This is a genomic window from Shewanella sp. BJSY2023SW005, from assembly GCF_047314585.1.
GTDB lineage: Bacteria > Pseudomonadota > Gammaproteobacteria > Enterobacterales > Shewanellaceae > Shewanella > Shewanella algae.
The window spans coordinates 72374-88076 of the sequence record NZ_JBKORJ010000014.1 but is presented as its reverse complement, the minus strand read 5'-3'; the positions used below and the strand labels follow the sequence as shown (position 1 = coordinate 88076).

Sequence of the window (15703 nt, the reverse complement as noted above, 5' to 3'; positions counted from 1 at the left end):
GAAAAACGGCCTGGGCAATTTAGGTAAGCCACTGAAATTTATTGATTGACTCTTGTCTCTATCTCAACCTTTGGTTAATTTGGGCGCCTTTGAGTTTGGCATGCCTTTGTGCGCCAAGCCGAAAATTTCGGCGACTAAGACTTTATTATTCGGAGCAGAAAATGAATGAAAATGTCATTCAGGCAATCCTGGTGTTTGCCGCATTTGTGGTGGTCAGCCTGATTATCGACCGTTTCCTGAAACAAGTGGCCGCCCGATTTGACTCGGCGGCAAGCGAATCGTTTCGCTTGATCTCCAACTCCCAGCGCGTGGTACTGATATTTATTGGTGCCGTCTTGGCCTTGTCCAAGTTGGGCTTTGATGTTGGCGCCCTGGTTGCCGGACTCGGACTCACTGGTTTCGCGCTGGGTTTTGCCCTCAAAGACGCCATATCCAACCTGATTGCCGGCATTATGATAGTGCTCTATAAACCAATAAAGCTGGGCAATAAAATCGATATTACCGGCTCCAAGGGGACTGTGGTGGATCTCAACCTGCGTTATATCACGGTGAAGGATGAAGGCGTGACGCATCTGGTTCCCAACTCTTTGTTCCTCAACAATAAAGTTTCCATTATTGATGAGGATAAGCAATGACTGCGCAGCTTTGGAATAAGGTTGCCAACCAGGTCAATTTCAATCTGTAGATCGATGTGCAGCGCTTCTGCCACTTGGTGAAACCCGATGCCAGAATACTGGAGTTTGGATGCGGTTATGGCCGGATAGCCAAGCAGCTGAAACAGTTAGGCTATCCTGAGGTGCTGGGGGTTGATCCCTCAGCCGCCATGATAAAGCGCGGCCTCAGTCTGTACCCGGACATCAATTTAATTCAGCTGCCACAGCTGCCATTGCCTTTTGCCGATGAAACATTCGATGTGGTGCTGAGCTGCGCCGTTTTAACCTGCATGCCATCTGAAATGGCGCAAAAAGACGTCATATTGGAGCTTAAACGCGTGCTTAAGCCTGGAGGCTTGTTCCACCTGAGTGAGTTTTGCGCCCCCATGGAGAAACGTTTCACCTCAGGGCTGGGTACTCCTATGTGTTACCACACGCCCATGCAGTTGCAGGAGCTGCTGGAAGACTTTGTCGACCTGGAGGATGAAGTCACGGCCTGTAGAACTTTGGCCGGCGATCCGGCTCAGTGCTATCGAGCCTTTGCCAGAAAACCGCAGCAGGCTTTAGCTCAATTACGATAAATCGTCTGGATCAGATGAAAACCAAACTGGGTCTTGACCGGGCCATGCACTTCCAGCACTGGCTTTTTGAACACCACTTGATCGAACGCCTTAACCATCTGCCCTGGGCCAAACTCCCCGAGATCGCCGCCGCGTTTTTTGGAAGGACACTGAGAGTATTGTTTCGCCAGCTTGCCAAAATCTTCCCCTTTGGCGATACGGGCCTTGAGTTTTTCCGCCTCTTCACGGGTTTTAACCAAAATGTGTCTGGCGCAAGCTCTGGCCATGGGGTGTTTCTCCTGGGTCTAAAGGGTAAATTCGCGGCCGGTATTTTAGCAAACAATCTGTGTTTTATCTGCAATCACTATCTCTAATCCCCCTCTTTCATCACTCTCACTAATGAGATGGTCATGGCGCCGATGCAGGCTTTATCATCAAACTTGATAATTGAATCGCCCACTATCTCTTCAGCTAATGATGGGCTGTCCGCTGGCTAAATACCGCCTTGCATCTTGGGGAGCCCCCATAAAGACGATAGAATGTTTCGCCGGGTGCTCACCTAAAAATCAGAGGCCCGGCTTTTAAATTCGCAGTGATTTAATGGCAAGCTTTCAGATGGCGGCCAGTCTCACCCGCATTAAGAAATATCTATGTGGCATCAGCAACAACTGACCTTAAACGCCAAGCGGCGCGGTTTTCATTTAATAAGCGATGATATTGCCAGGGCTCTCGATGATATGCCTTACGTCAGTTGCGGCCTGTTGCACCTGCAACTACTGCACACCTCTGCCTCGCTGACGCTCAACGAAAACGCCGATCCCACAGTGCGGCAGGATTTTGAGGCCTGGTTTAATCGCGCCGTGGCCGAAGATACCCCTTACTTTCGCCACACCTATGAGGGCGCCGATGTACGGGTTATATAAACCATGTCACTCAGATATGTACATATCTAACACATATGGACACCTATCTATCCAATAGCTGATAAAGTGGATAATCAAAACCGCCATCATCAGTACCTAATATTGTGTTAAACAGAAGCCGACTAATTGACGACTGAGGCATCTTGTAATTTCTTCTAAAGGGAGAGATTTCCCAACCATTGGCTAATGCTCTTTCCATGTTCTTTGAGATATTGCCTACAACGGAATTGGCAGCTTGGTATTTTCCAATACTGCACCTCATGTAATAAGCCACGGAGTCTTTCACAGCCCGCCATATGAGATTGTAGATTTGAGAAACACTGAAGTACTTTAAGCATTCACGGATCACTAAATGTGTTTTTTTTCCTGGCGAGAAATTCAGTTGATGCTCTGTCAATGCATACTTAAGAAACGCCAAACATTCTTGTGTCTGAACTTCCAAACACAGTTCATAAAATGCAGGGCTTTGTTTGAATCGTAATAGGTGTTCTTCTGAACGGAAATTATTCATCAGTTTTACTATTTCTTCAGTGGGGAATGGTAGTTCAAATTTGCACTTACTAAGGTGCAACGTAAACTGATCATCCCCCTTTAAATCAATAGCTTTTAATGAGCTATTTGAACTAACCAATATTACTCGTTCATCAAAGAGATATTGAACAATTATTTGATCATAACGTTTGTCAGGGGAAAGAGTGTAAGTTGGGTACCCATCTAATGGCGAAAGTTGGTTTAAGTTTTCACTTCCAAAAGCTTGTATCACTGAGGTGAGGTAGATCTTGCTCTGTAAAGTGAGCCTACTAATCTCTGGCTGAGTCTTTTTGCCTTCTCGCCTTAATCTTTCGATTACATCGGCTTTTTTATCATTTAACGCCCGACGTTTAGCTTCCGAACAATTTGTACAGATGGTGTTAATGTATCGCAGACGGATCAGATACTGATTACGTGAAGTAAAGTGATATGGAGTAAGGCAACGCTCACAACAGACCCCATCGAACCACACGAAGGCATCTTTATTTACTAAGTTGCTAACTGAGTACACATTCATTCCGTATTTGTCGGCAATTTCCCTTACATGGAAAGCAAACACACCTTGGTCACTCAATTGCCAGTACTCTTTGCAAATATTAATGTAACGCTCTACATCAGTAAGAATTTCCAAATGCATCTAACCACCCAAAATGAGAACTATAGCCCGTGGAATTGTAGGCGGTATCTAGTGATAGTTCTACTCTTTGAGTGGAGCGGTTCTAATGCGAAACGAGAAGTTAGTGTTATTCGGTCAAAGAGTGCGGACATTGCGTAAAATAAAGGGGTTATCGCAGGAATCAATGGCTGCTTTAGCTGGGTTAGACAGAAGCTACATGGGCCATATTGAACGTGGCGAAAAAAATATTACCCTGCTCAAGATCTATCAGATTAGTGATGCTCTCGGTATTGAAGTCTCAGACCTTTTTCCTCGAGAAGAGGATGGCAGTGAGACTCAATAGCTCTCTCTGATGTGGTAAAAGAGTTGGCATAGATTTACTTATTTACTCTTTCCACACATCTGCATTGCGGCGTTTAATCTGAAGGTATTCTTTCATTTACCGACTTGCCTCACGCATCTCTTCACGAAGGTCTTTGATCTCTTGATCGCTAAGTCGACGACATTTGTCATCTGGAGTTGCTTTAGGAATTTGTTTCATTCATTGACCTCACACTATACAAGTATACGCGACACCATATTGTCTAGTTGCGCTTTTGTCTTTTCCCAATTAGGCATTACCTGGCTCATCAGGCGATAGAACCGCTCGCTGTGGTTATGCTCAGTAATGTGACAAAGCTCGTGGAGAATCACATAGTCGATGCACTCCCTAGGAGCTTTGACCAAGTGCGGATTCAGTGTGATTCGGCCATTAGGAGAACAACTACCCCACTGAGTTTGCATTGTGAGTATGCGTAACGGTGGCCTTTCATTGACCCATAGCGCCTGCTCCAGCATGGTATCAAGGCGCTTGGCGAAGGTTTCCTTTGCGCGTCCCTTGTACCACTCAGTCAACAGCTCTTTAACCTTTTCTTTACTCTTAGTTCGCACTGAGACTTCCAGTTTGCCACGTAGCAGTTTCACGCCTTGAACCTGCTCAGGCGCTTCAATCACTTTCAGCAGGTACTGTTTCCCCAGGTAGTAATGGCTCTCACCGCTGATGTACTGCCGAGGTGTGGTGAATTCAAGCTGTTTGCGGAAATCCCGAAGCTGCTCGTATATCCAGCGGCCACGCTTTTTAACGGCAGATAACACGGCTTCGCTTTCAGCCCCCTCAGGAGCCGATGCAATTACCCGACAATCGGGATGAACCTTGATTAATACCTTGTCTGTGGCTTGCGGGCGCTTAACCCGCTCAAAAAAGATCTGCTCGTCACCGTAGTGGAAGCTCATTCTCTGACTTTGAGGTTTAATAGGTACATTCATCTGGTTATACCCGTTCAAGCACCGTTTAATCCGACCCGAGTGATCTGAACAATCATCTCAACAATCTTCTTGGCCTGATCCATTCCGCCACCAATGGCTTTGCATTCCTGGAACATGCGGGGTAGTAGCTTTTTACGAATATCGGCTTCGATGTTCTGTGGGTTGATGGAGTTTTCCGCGACAGAGGTTTCTACCGCCTGGTCAATTTCAAAGGCGACTTTGACCCACTTATCCTGAACTTGCTGGTCGAGTACAGCCAAAGCTTCAGGCAACACTTTCTTGAACACACCAAAGTAAGCCTGAGCATGGCGATTCCCAGCAAAGGCATCGGGTATGTCGTTCAAGTGTCTGTCTTGAACTTGCTCTTCAAATTCACGGAACAGCATGTACTGTTTCAGTGGGTGGTCGAATAGCTTTTCGGCCTCTTCAATGGCTTGTCGCAGCAGTTTTGAGAACGCTTCCTGAGCGTAAGGGTCATCCCGTAGCTCTTGTTCAATCATGCGGGTTACGCGGGTTTTGATGATGTCGGTTTCGTTGCGGGTTTTATCTTCGCTCCAGTCTTCAGGCTGTTGCTTTTGCCCCATCTTACCCACTTCATACACGCCACCAGGCTCTTTAACCTCGACACCTACCACATGTTTATCCAGCAGCTTTTTCACTTGTTCAGCGTATTCGTCGTAGTCAATCCTCTCACCGGCATCTTGCTGCACCAGTTGGCGCAGGCTGGAGAACTGCTTCACCGTTTCTTTGTAGTGACGGCGATCATGGTCACTAAAACTCTTATCTTCAAAGAAGGTGGCTGATTGCAGCGCTACCTTCAGGCAGCTGGCGAAGGCCGTCAGGGCTTCGTAGAAGTCTTCACGCACCTTTAGATGCACGTCAACCAGCTCTCCAGCAATACCCGCTGATGGCTCTCCACCACGCTCTTCAATTTTTGGTACCAGTACCTGGCGCAACTGCTCAATGTCGTTTTTGTTTTTTACGCCATCGAATATTGCCCATAGTTGCTTATAGAGCTGTGGCAGGCGCTTATATTCGGTACTCATCTGGTTATAGAGGCCCGCAATATCATTAATGTCGTAACCGCCCTGGGTACGGGAAGCCAGATCCTGATATTTCTGGATGGTGGTATCCAGTTCAGCCAGAATGCCGCGATAGTCGATGAGCAGACCAAATTTCTTTTTCGGGTGCAGGCGGTTTACCCGTGCAATCGCCTGGATCAGGTTGTGCTCTTTTAGGGGTTTGTCGATATATAAGACAGCGTTTTTAGGTTCATCAAAGCCGGTAAGCAGCTTATCAACCACGATGAGTATCTTCAGTGAATCATCTTTGTCGAAGCGCTCAATCAGATGCTTGGTGTAAGCCTGTTCATCTTGGCTACCCACGTTGTCTTTCCACCACTGGGTCACTTCCGGTGTGGTGGCCTCATCGACAGCAGTGTTACCTTCACGGCTATCGGGCGGGCTCATCACCACGGCAGATTCAAACCTATTACCTTCTGGCCAGAGGGCTTGGGCTTCGTCCAGATACTTTTTGTACTTGATCGCAGAGGCCTTACTGTCGCAGGCTAACTGGCCTTTCAAACCTTCGTCTATGTTCTTTACGAAATGGTTGGCAATATCCAGGGCAATCAAACGAATGCGGTCATCCGCACCGTATACCTGGCCTTTCTTGGCGAACTTGCGCTTCAGGTCGGCCTTTTGCTCGTCTGAAAGCCCTTCTGTAATACGCGCAAACCAACTGTCGATAGCGCGCTCATTCACATCCAGGTCGGGAATGCGCTCTTCGTACAGCAACGGCGTAACGGTCTGATCTTCCACCGCCCGCTGCATGGTGTAAGCATGCACAATGGGGCCAAACTTATTGGTGGTTTTATCGTCTTTTAACAGCGGTGTTCCGGTAAAGGCCACAAAGGACGCATTGGGCAATGCCTGCTTCATGCGGATATGGTTTTCACCACCCTGGCTGCGATGGCCTTCGTCGATCAGAACAATAATATCAGCGCTGTGGTTCACGCATTCCGGCTGTTTGGTGGCGGAGTTAAACTTCTGAATGAGCGAAAAGATAATCCGCTCGGTACCTTTGCCAATCTGCTCAGCCAGACGTTTACCAGAGGTGGCCATCGCCGCCTCTTTGTCTTTTTTGCCGGCCAGTTCGCCGCCCGAGGCAAAGGTTTTGCTCAACTGGGTTTCCAGGTCTACCCGGTCGGTAACGACCACAATACGGCATTGCTTCAGGCTCTCGTGCAGGATCAGCGCCTTACTTAAAAACACCATAGTGAATGACTTACCCGAACCTGTGGTGTGCCAGATCACACCACCTTCACGGCCACCTGTGCTACTTCGGGTATTAATGCGTTCAATCAGTCGCTTGATGCCAAATACCTGCTGATATCGGGCGACAATTTTGCCAGCCTTTTTATCGAACAAGGTGAAATAACGGGTCATTTCCAGCAACCGGGCAGGGCTTAACAGGCTGATCAGTAATTGATCTTGCCCTGTCACAGCAAGCTCCCCCGCAGCGGTCAGACTCTGGTACCAATCCAGGTCTTTTGCCGGGCGGTGGCTGAATAAGCCTGCTAACTGTTCATCTTTGAGCCTTTTGTTTTTGATGCTGTACATCTCGGCATCGGAGATGTCTTCTTCACGCCAGGCGGCCCAGAACTTAGCGGGTGTGCCACAGGTACCATAGCGCCCTTCGTTGCCGTTTATGGATAACAACATTTGGCTATAGGCGAACAGTAACGGGATTTCATCATGACGCTGGTTACGCAGGCTTTGCGAAATGCCTTCGTCAATGGTGGGACCTTTTTTGGCATTGCCATCCGGGCGTTTCGCCTCAATGACAACCAGGGGAATACCGTTCACAAAGCAAACAATATCTGGTCTGCGGCTCTCTACACCGCCAGAGCGGGTAGCAGTAAACTCTTCGGTGAATACAAAGCTGTTGTTGGCGGGGTTCTGCCAATCAATCAGCGCAACCGTTGGGCTGGCTTTTTTGCCATCGACAAACTCTGTGACGGAGATGCCATACAGCAGGTGGTTATACAGGCGCTCATTGGCCGTTAACAAGCCTTCGTTAAGTGCCGGGCTACACACCTCGGCAATCAGGTTGTCGATAGCCTTTTCAGACAGCGGGTAACTCTTACCTGCAAAGGTAAAAGTACGCTTTTGAAGCTCACCACGCAGCACCTGGCGTAGAACCACTTCATCGGCCTTGCCACCACGGACGGCTAATGCGAGTTCAGGAGAGAGGAACGACCACCCGAGGTTGGTCAACAACGTCAGCGCCGGTAACTTGGCACTGTATTCTTCCTGAAACTTCGGAGCCTGAATTTTATCCATCAGCCTTTACTTCCCATCGCTCTGTTACGCGTATTGTTTCCATCGAAATACATTTCCCACTCCCCTCCAATCAGCGCACTCGTCTCCAGACAAAACGGCACCACCCATAGGGCCAGTGATTCCGAATACCAGAACACGGGCAATGGGTTGTTAAAGCGCTCATGGCGTGGATAGATCAGCATCATGTGGCCACTACCATTCTGATATTTATGGCCATAGGCAAACATCTGGTACAAATCGCTTTGTGCAATGTTGTATTTTTGCTCTGTATTCGCCGCACGTTCATCCAGCAGTTTCCATTTAGTATCCAGTACCTGACTCCCCTCTGCGCTATTGAGCATAAGGTCTGGCTTCAGCTGAAACATGCGGGTAGCAATATTCGCATCCTGCGCTCTGTGCATAAGAAGGTACTGCGAACACGCCTGAGCCTGTAAACGGGTGCCAGTTGGCAAGCTACGGCGCAGAGAAACCTCGACGTATTTTTCGAACAATTGCTCCATAGGGAACAACAGAGCTATGCCACGGTGACTGCCCTGTTGAAAATTTGGGTTCAGCTTTTCAAGCACCAGCTCACACCACGGGCGAATATCGTTGTACGCCTGCATAAGCTTGCCACTTTGCCACTGACCGATCAGTCGCAATGGCTCGCGCTCAGGAGAAATCTCTTCCAGCTGGTGTGCCAGCTCATTCGCCAGTCGCCAGTTCTCTGCGCTTTTACAACAGGCCAACACATAGCTGAGCGCCGTTTTAAGCAAGCGGTTTTCAAGCCGGTCAGGGCTGAAAATATCATGACTGATATGGAACAGATGCTGCCGCCCAGGCGGCTGCCGTTGCTGTTGATCCAGGCGCAGCTGGCCGCGTATAAAACGGCTCTCTTCATTCACCCGCTGATAATCGAAACGCAGCCCCCTGCTGACAAGGCGCTGAAGTTCCGCCAGAAACTGGCTGAAAATCCATTCATGTAGCGGTTCTGGCATACGCAATAAAGAAGCAGCGCCAGCAGTACGTGGTTTAACCCCAAGTGATGCCATTAACATGCGCTGCAGAATACGCCTGGCCGTAGCAGGATTGTCCTGTCCCAGGCCGGTTTTTGGCAGAATCTCGATGGATTCACCCGTCGGGCTCTGCAGAAAGCCCACATAACTGCCCAGCTTTAACGAGCGGTGTCCGTCAATCATTGCAATGGGGGAACCCTGCCCCCAGTTTCCGGCTAAATCCTGCAACCAATCAAAGGTCGCAGTGCTCACCACCGCACAATCCAGTGATGGCGTCAGAGCACTATCGGTAGTGATACGTCCGTATTCCCTTACCTGATGCATCAGGCTGACACTCCCGCCCCTGGCAGAATCCCACGATAGGCACCGGCCTCCATAAATGCCGGTTTATTAATACGATACCGACGATCCGTGATCTGATTGGCAATCGCTTCAGGGAAGAGCTTACCCAAGGATGTTCCTACGTCATCCAGCTCAATAAACCGCTCAGCGGCAGGCTTCTGAGAGTCATTTAGCACCCAGCCAATGCGCTCCCAATCCGCAAAGAAGTATTCCTGCAGTAGCGGAATAATGCGCTTGGCGAAAATATCAGCAAGAAGCTGCTGGCGCTCTTGTTCGGAATCGGCTGAACGCAACGGCCAGAAATAGGCATGACCAATGGTGTGATCACGATCCAGAAGCACTTCGATACGCTGATTCATGACTTTCAGAAGCTCGGAAACATCGACCCCATGCACCAGAATGCCATCCAGCAATGCCGGATCGGGCATCAGCTCAACAAATTCAAAGCGGCGACGAAGCGCGAGATCAAGCTGAGCCAGTGATTTATCGGCGGTGTTCATCGTGCCTAGCACATAGAGGTTATCAGGCACAGAGAATGGCTCTTTCGAATATGGCAGAGTAACCGAGCGCTCATCAGAGCCTCCTTTGCGCTTATCCGGCTCCAGCAAAGTGATTAACTCGCCAAAGATGCGGGAGATATTGCCACGGTTGATTTCATCAATGATCAGAACGTAGTTACGCTTATTGATGCCAACCTGTTCGACAGAAAACGGTAACGCAATATTCTGCCGATGAAGCTCATCAACCAGCGAATTCCAACTTATGCGTGACAGTGGATAAACGGTTTGCTGAACCATACGTTTATCATCATTCAGCGGTAGTATGTTCAGATCGATATCGGTCAGAAGCCAATTCACCTTTCGCACATGGCTATAATCCGTTTCAGCACCAGTCACACTTTCATCAAACACGTAGTCAGATGTAACAACACCGACCGCCTGAACCGTTTCAACATTCTTTAAACACAAAAGAACATCACCAACCTTAATATCGTTGGAAAATGCATTCAGTGCATCGTGATTCCGATAGGTCAGAGAATTCCAATAAGCTTGCTGCTCTTGCGTTCGCTCATCCAGCTCAAGCGACAGATTACCGGTTTGATTCCAACCGATTCTTGCTTCACCGGCCTGGATATATCGATCGCGCATTGCTTTTTCATGCGTTCGGCCAATAGAAATTTTCCACAATGTAGGCGAATCGGACAAGCCGAGCGACTGTCCGTTAACAACATCCTTGTTGGCACGCTCTGCCAGCGCTTTAAACACACCATCTTCAATGCTGTAACTAACCTGATCATCTTTGGTTTCCGCCCGAATGCCTTCAATAAAGTCTTCGTAAGAAAAACTCTGGTGAAAGGTCGTAAAAGCTATTCGTTTAGCAGCAATCAGCTCTTCGTAACGCTGCTTCACCGCCTTACGCTGTTCCTTAACACTCAGCTCTTGAGAGGCCAGCTCCGCCAACCATTGAGGATCGGCCAAAGCCACAGCTTTTTCCGTGGTTGCATAGGTTTTACCTGTACCCGGTGGGCCATAGAGAATCTGGTTTAAGGCGTCTGTTTTCGTGGCTTTTGGGGTGGCTGAATCCGTCATCTTAATTTCCTTAACACTATTCCCTTCGTACCAGTTGCAAAACTGTTCTAACTGTTGAAAGCCCGTCAAAGCAATCAACCACGCCGGATTACCTTGCGACAAAGCTGGTGCATGGGTTTTGAGGTGATGATTGCGGGTTTCCTCTGGCAAATATTCCTGAACATTCTGGAACATCCCTTCTGGTGGCGGAGAATCTACAAAGATTTTAACTACAGATTTCGATTCCGGGTTTTTACCAGGGTCAAACGCCAGCTGACGGCCATCAACCGTTTTGAAGGCCGTGAGATGAGAGGTGCCTGAACGGGTATTCGGATAGCGTTGATTCAGGTAGTCGTCTGCTGACTTCGCAGAAAAATCGGTACTGCTATTACCCGTTTTATTCTCTGACCAGGCTTGATAAGAGATTTCGTAGAAGGGTTGCTCACTGGACTTCTGAAGCCAGGCCAGCAAATCCTGGTACCCTTGCCAATTTTCTTTTGGTAACTCACGCCCACGTGCCGCCAGCCAGGGTTTTGTCTGCGCATCCACCGGGAAATGCTGATCCGGCGCAAGATAAAACATACATTCGGTAAGCTTTGCAAAGCCGGTATGAGGAATTTTCAGAATACGATTGAACAGGTCACCATCCACCTGGCCAGCACGAACCTGATGAAATAATGCCCAAAGGTCAGAAACCATAGTTTCTGATCGTTCTTTTGCATAAGGGAATAACCAGACCTTCAGTGGCTGCGCCGTTGGTACGCCATCAAAACCCGTCGGAGCAACAGCATCTAACCCGATCTTACTGAACAGAGTGGTAAACAGTTGCTGACGCTTGCCTACCCCATACTTCATAAAAGTAGCAAAGAAGGTAAATGGGTCGATGACTGTCAAGTCAACCCGGCTGCCGTCAGCCAACTCATCTTCAAGCCCCTTGTCGATACCGATATCCCGCAGAATCTGCACAAGCTCGGCTTGACGGTTTTCATAACCGGCCAGCCAGTCAGCCAGAGCCTTAAAGGCAGCTACCCAGCTGTAATCAGCCATTGGTAACGCCCCCGACCTTAACCCGACGCTTGCCCGTGAGCAGCTGCTGCATCAGGGCTTTTTTCTCTTGCTTTAATGCTTCCAGCTTTTGTTGCAGAAGGGCGATTTCCTGATCAGCGTTGGATAGCGCAGCCGCGATTTTTTGTTGTTCTTCCACATCGGGGTAACTAAGTTTGAAAGAGGATAAGTCCCCCTGATTTATAGAAGGAACCGCACCTTCTTGCACAAATCTAGCGAAATCTATGGCCATAAGAAGCTGATACAAAAACTCAGTATCTGCGACGTTAGATGGAATTGCTGCCATCATGTTGTTATCAATAATCGTAGGCCTTGAGAGAATCCTTCTTCTGTTGAGAAGCAGGGCAGCCCCAACTTTAGCAAAAACGATAGAACTTTCAGGGAAAGGTTTTGCTTTCATCAGCTTTGCGGTTTCAACGCTCACCCAGTTATTTGAGTATTCAATGCTTCTTTCATTGCCAGGCAAGTTCATGTCACTAACTTTGATGAATGGAAATTCACCCGCTGTTTGTCCTTGATACACTTCCTTGAAAGCAGATCCACCTTTGAATGTGCAAAGATCTCCAAGTCGACCGTGAATCCACTCCCCACTAAACCTAACCCCATTTTTATCCAACAGGCGTTTCTTTCCTGTAAGCAGTTGTTGCATCAGGGCTTTTTTCTGCTGCTGACTGTTGGTGAGCAGTTGTTCGGTAGAAGCGATGGCCTTATCCCAGGTAGAGAGGATTTGGGCGATTTTCTTTTGTTCTGGAAGTGGAGGGGTCAGCAAGCGGTAGCGCTTTAGCTCGCCGGAGTTCAAGTTTGGCTTGCCACCGCCTGCACATAAACGATTTACTTCAGAAATCCCACGATCTGAATTTATGTGCGTTGACAGGTAGAATGAATCCAGCAAATCAGGATTAGGTCTTGCTATGAGGGTTGTGAATGTTAAAGCGCCATCAAAATCTTTCGGTACTACACAGGCCTCACCAATGTTTGATCCAGTTCTTACTGCAACAACATCTCCATGTCTTACCTTCTTGGACTTGTTTGAATTGGCAAAAACTTCATCAATGTAGACAACGGAGTCACTATTGAAATAGTTGCGCTTGATGTTTTGATTTCTGATCAGTTTTACACCGCTAGTCCTCATAAAAGGCGTAACAGAAATTGCTAACCCAACTGCAATTTTATTGCATAAGAATTGAAGCTCTTTTACCTCCCATCCATTAGGCACCATATCCAAGCTCCTCCAGATACTTGGCCATCTCGGTTTCCAGCTCGGTCAGTTTTGCTTTGAGTTGTTCACGCTCAGCACGCACCGCCATCAGATCAATTTCTTCCTCCTCTTCGAAGGTATCGACATAGCGCGGGATATTGAGGTTGTAATCGTTCTCTTTGATCTCTTCGAGGCTGGCGACATAGGCGTATTTATCGACATCGTTGCCTGCACGATAGGTCTCAACTACTTTGGCGATATTGTCTTCAGTCAGCAGATTCTGGTTTTTACCCGCTTTAAATTCACGCGACGCATCAATAAACATTACCGAATCGTCCGACTTATCTTTGTTGAAAACCAGAATCGCCGCCGGAATACCGGTGCCGTAGAACAGTTTTTCTGGCAGGCCGATCACTGCATCGAGCAGGTTTTCATCAATCAGTTGCTGGCGAATTTTGCCTTCGCTGGAGCCACGGAACAGCACACCGTGCGGCACCACCACGCCCATTCGGCCCCCTGGTTTACCTTGAGAAGCGGGTTTCAGGGTTTCGATCATGTGCAGGATAAAGGCGTAGTCGCCTTTGGTTTTTGGCGGTACGCCACGACGGAAGCGGCTGAACTTGTCGTGTTCGGCTTCGTCGTGGCCCCATTTATCCAGGCTGAACGGTGGGTTGGCAGTCACGATATCAAACAGCATTAAGTCGCCGTTTTTATCCAGCAACTTGGGGTTACGAATGGTGTCGCCCCATTCGATTTTGTGGTTGTCCTCGCCGTGCAGGAACATGTTCATTTTGGCCAGCGACCAGGTGGAGCCAATGGCTTCTTGCCCATACAGGGCGTATTGCTTGCTGCCGTGGTTGGCCACAATTTTGCGGCCACACTTCATTAAAAGTGAGCCGGAACCACAGGCCGGGTCGCAGATGCTGTCACCCGGTTGCGGGTCGAGCAGTTCGGCAATTAAGTCGGATACTTCGGGCGGAGTGTAAAACTCACCGGCTTTCTGGCCACCGCTGGCGGCGAAGTTTTTGATCAGGTATTCGTAAGCATTACCGATCACATCCAGCGTGCCGACGCGGCTGGGTTTTAGGTTCAGCTCGGGTTTGGCAAAGTCTTCCAGCAGGTGACGTAGAATGGTGTTCTTTTGCTTTTCTTCACCCAGTTTGTCGGTGTTAAAGCTGATGTCCTGGAACACACTTTTACCGGCGTCTTTCAGTTTGGTGCCGTTGGCTTCTTCAATGGCGTGCAGCGCTTGATCGATGCGCTCACCGTTGCCGGGTTCGTGGCGGTGTTCGTACAGGGCATAGAAACTGGCTGCTTTGGGCAGTACAAACCGCTCGTTTTTCATCATCTCTTCGATGAGTTCCGGCTCGTTGCCGTACTCGGCCTTGTAGCCATCGTAGTGATCCTGCCATACATCGGAGATGTACTTGAGGAACAGCATGGTGAGGATGAAGTCTTTGTAAGTATCGGCGCTGATGGTGCCACGGAAGGTATCGCAGGCGTTCCACAGCGCTTTGTTGATGCTGTCTTGGTTAATCTTGTCGTTCATCCATTGCTTCCTTTTATGTGGGGCCAATCAATGGCTGGCCCGGTTCAAGTCTTAAATTCGTTGTGCAGGCTGTTTAGTGGCCATGCGCCTGGTATAAGTCGTTGGCGATTGCGCCCATCATGCGCTCACCGTTGTTTACTAGCCTCTGTATCAGCCTCTGCTCTTCACCCAAAGTGTTGGCCATCGCAATGATTGCTCGCTGCTTGGCAAGTGGCGGAACAACGACAGGTGCATCTTCCAGCACACTGCGGCGAATGCTTTTTGTTAGAGTCCCTTCAGCATTCTGCTCAAAGTGACGCTGAGCTGTTGACTGGTTCAGTAACCACACCATGAATTCCGGCAAAATGCCTTTTGTGAGGGCTTCTCTTTTTAAGCGAACTAGAAAAAAGTGCGGTGCGGCAACGGCTTTTTTCCCCGTGAAGGACAATGCCTGGTCCACTAGTACGGCGTAATTGTGGCTACCTCTGGAGGCCACTAAAATATCACCAGTTGTCAGGTAATCGGGAGCGCGCTTACCAGTTAGCTCTGTTTCAAGGCAATCGGTCCAACAAATACCCTCGGTTAACGAAACATCCTTCATCTGAACCACAACTGAAGCAGAACCAACCAGTTCGGGGATCTTACCCCGAAACGGATAACCTGCATTAACAGTTGCTATTGCGCTTAGTTTCACACTCAATTCCTGCTTCATTGGCTATGATGCAAAATAATGATTTGATATTGCTTATCTGTCAAGCTACATTTTGAATCATTGCTTGTGATGCAAAAAAAGAGATATGTCAGGGATGAAACGATTAAAAGCGCAAGTGCGCGTCGAAGTAATTCGCAAACTTGAGTGCTACCAACCCACCACGACCTATGATGATGGTGAAATCACTGTGATGAAGGCTCACGACGGTCCAGAATTTTGGGCGAAGAAATCATCTAGTCTATTCAATGATTTCAGCTATCACTATCCAGTGGTGTTGGACCCGGATGGTACTTGGCAAACCGGTAAGAGTGAGCGGCACTGTTTTTGTTGAGATGCTTTTTGAAGCGGGTGTGAAACCGCCTG

At 48.5% G+C, this 15703-nt stretch carries 14 protein-coding genes; 5 read left to right on the top strand and 9 right to left on the bottom strand.

Annotation, left to right across the window (positions count from 1 at the left end):
- The first annotated feature begins 161 nt into the window (after positions 1–161).
- Together ACMHXI_RS02270 and ACMHXI_RS02265 are read left to right on the top strand one after the other, a co-directional pair.
- On the top strand, positions 162–635 hold the full coding sequence (locus ACMHXI_RS02270; protein WP_025887287.1) for a mechanosensitive ion channel family protein: 474 nt from the start codon (positions 162–164) through the stop codon (positions 633–635).
- A 56-nt stretch (positions 636–691) separates the two neighbouring features.
- Positions 692–1234 (top strand): class I SAM-dependent methyltransferase, encoded by a 543-nt coding sequence (locus tag ACMHXI_RS02265; protein WP_186298647.1) that lies wholly within the window; start codon positions 692–694, stop codon positions 1232–1234.
- On the opposite strand, the gene ACMHXI_RS02260 is transcribed toward ACMHXI_RS02265, so the two are convergent.
- Positions 1222–1500, bottom strand: a complete 279-nt coding sequence (locus tag ACMHXI_RS02260; RefSeq protein WP_025010268.1) for a peptidylprolyl isomerase — start codon at positions 1498–1500, stop codon at positions 1222–1224. The two genes, ACMHXI_RS02265 and ACMHXI_RS02260, sit on opposite strands and share 13 nt — an antisense overlap.
- Positions 1501–1863: 363 nt before the next feature.
- Between ACMHXI_RS02260 and ACMHXI_RS02255 the strand changes: the two genes are divergently transcribed.
- The gene (locus ACMHXI_RS02255) at positions 1864–2136 is read left to right on the top strand and encodes a YjbQ family protein (protein WP_115390321.1); all 273 of its coding nucleotides are present in this window, start codon (positions 1864–1866) and stop codon (positions 2134–2136) included.
- A gap of 43 nt (positions 2137–2179) precedes the next feature.
- Here ACMHXI_RS02255 and ACMHXI_RS02250 read toward each other — a convergent pair whose 3' ends face one another.
- A complete protein-coding gene (locus ACMHXI_RS02250) occupies positions 2180–3304 on the bottom strand; it encodes a hypothetical protein (RefSeq protein ID WP_413733893.1) in 1125 nt (374 codons plus the stop codon).
- An 85-nt stretch (positions 3305–3389) separates the two neighbouring features.
- Here ACMHXI_RS02250 and ACMHXI_RS02245 point away from each other — a divergent pair, with 85 nt between their 5' ends.
- Positions 3390–3626, top strand: coding sequence for a helix-turn-helix domain-containing protein (locus ACMHXI_RS02245; protein ID WP_115390320.1), 237 nt, complete (start codon positions 3390–3392; stop codon positions 3624–3626).
- Between the two features lie 212 nt (positions 3627–3838).
- Here ACMHXI_RS02245 and ACMHXI_RS02240 read toward each other — a convergent pair whose 3' ends face one another.
- The 7 genes from ACMHXI_RS02240 to ACMHXI_RS02210 all read right to left on the bottom strand — a co-directional run bounded on the left by ACMHXI_RS02240 (position 3839) and on the right by ACMHXI_RS02210 (position 15322).
- A complete protein-coding gene (locus ACMHXI_RS02240) occupies positions 3839–4588 on the bottom strand; it encodes a M48 family metallopeptidase (protein WP_413733891.1) in 750 nt (249 codons plus the stop codon).
- A 14-nt stretch (positions 4589–4602) separates the two neighbouring features.
- Entirely contained in the window at positions 4603–7932 is a 3330-nt protein-coding gene (locus tag ACMHXI_RS02235) for a type I restriction endonuclease subunit R (RefSeq protein WP_144437660.1), read from the bottom strand.
- Positions 7932–9251 carry an McrC family protein gene (locus ACMHXI_RS02230; RefSeq protein ID WP_144437661.1) on the bottom strand — a complete coding sequence of 440 codons (1320 nt, stop codon included), beginning with the start codon at positions 9249–9251 and terminating at the stop codon, positions 7932–7934. The genes ACMHXI_RS02235 and ACMHXI_RS02230 overlap by 1 nt, the downstream gene beginning before the upstream one ends.
- Entirely contained in the window at positions 9251–11884 is a 2634-nt protein-coding gene (locus ACMHXI_RS02225) for an AAA family ATPase (protein ID WP_144437662.1), read from the bottom strand. The genes ACMHXI_RS02230 and ACMHXI_RS02225 overlap by 1 nt, the downstream gene beginning before the upstream one ends.
- Entirely contained in the window at positions 11877–13121 is a 1245-nt protein-coding gene (locus ACMHXI_RS02220; RefSeq protein WP_144437663.1) for a restriction endonuclease subunit S, read from the bottom strand. The genes ACMHXI_RS02225 and ACMHXI_RS02220 overlap by 8 nt, the downstream gene beginning before the upstream one ends.
- A complete protein-coding gene (locus ACMHXI_RS02215) occupies positions 13111–14649 on the bottom strand; it encodes a type I restriction-modification system subunit M (RefSeq protein ID WP_144437664.1) in 1539 nt (512 codons plus the stop codon). Before ACMHXI_RS02215 ends, ACMHXI_RS02220 begins: the two co-directional genes overlap by 11 nt.
- Before the next feature lie 73 nt (positions 14650–14722).
- A complete protein-coding gene (locus ACMHXI_RS02210; protein WP_071237510.1) occupies positions 14723–15322 on the bottom strand; it encodes a restriction endonuclease subunit S in 600 nt (199 codons plus the stop codon).
- A 112-nt stretch (positions 15323–15434) separates the two neighbouring features.
- Between ACMHXI_RS02210 and ACMHXI_RS02205 the strand changes: the two genes are divergently transcribed.
- Positions 15435–15671, top strand: a complete 237-nt coding sequence (locus ACMHXI_RS02205; RefSeq protein WP_144437665.1) for a hypothetical protein — start codon at positions 15435–15437, stop codon at positions 15669–15671.
- Positions 15672–15703 lie beyond the last annotated feature (32 nt).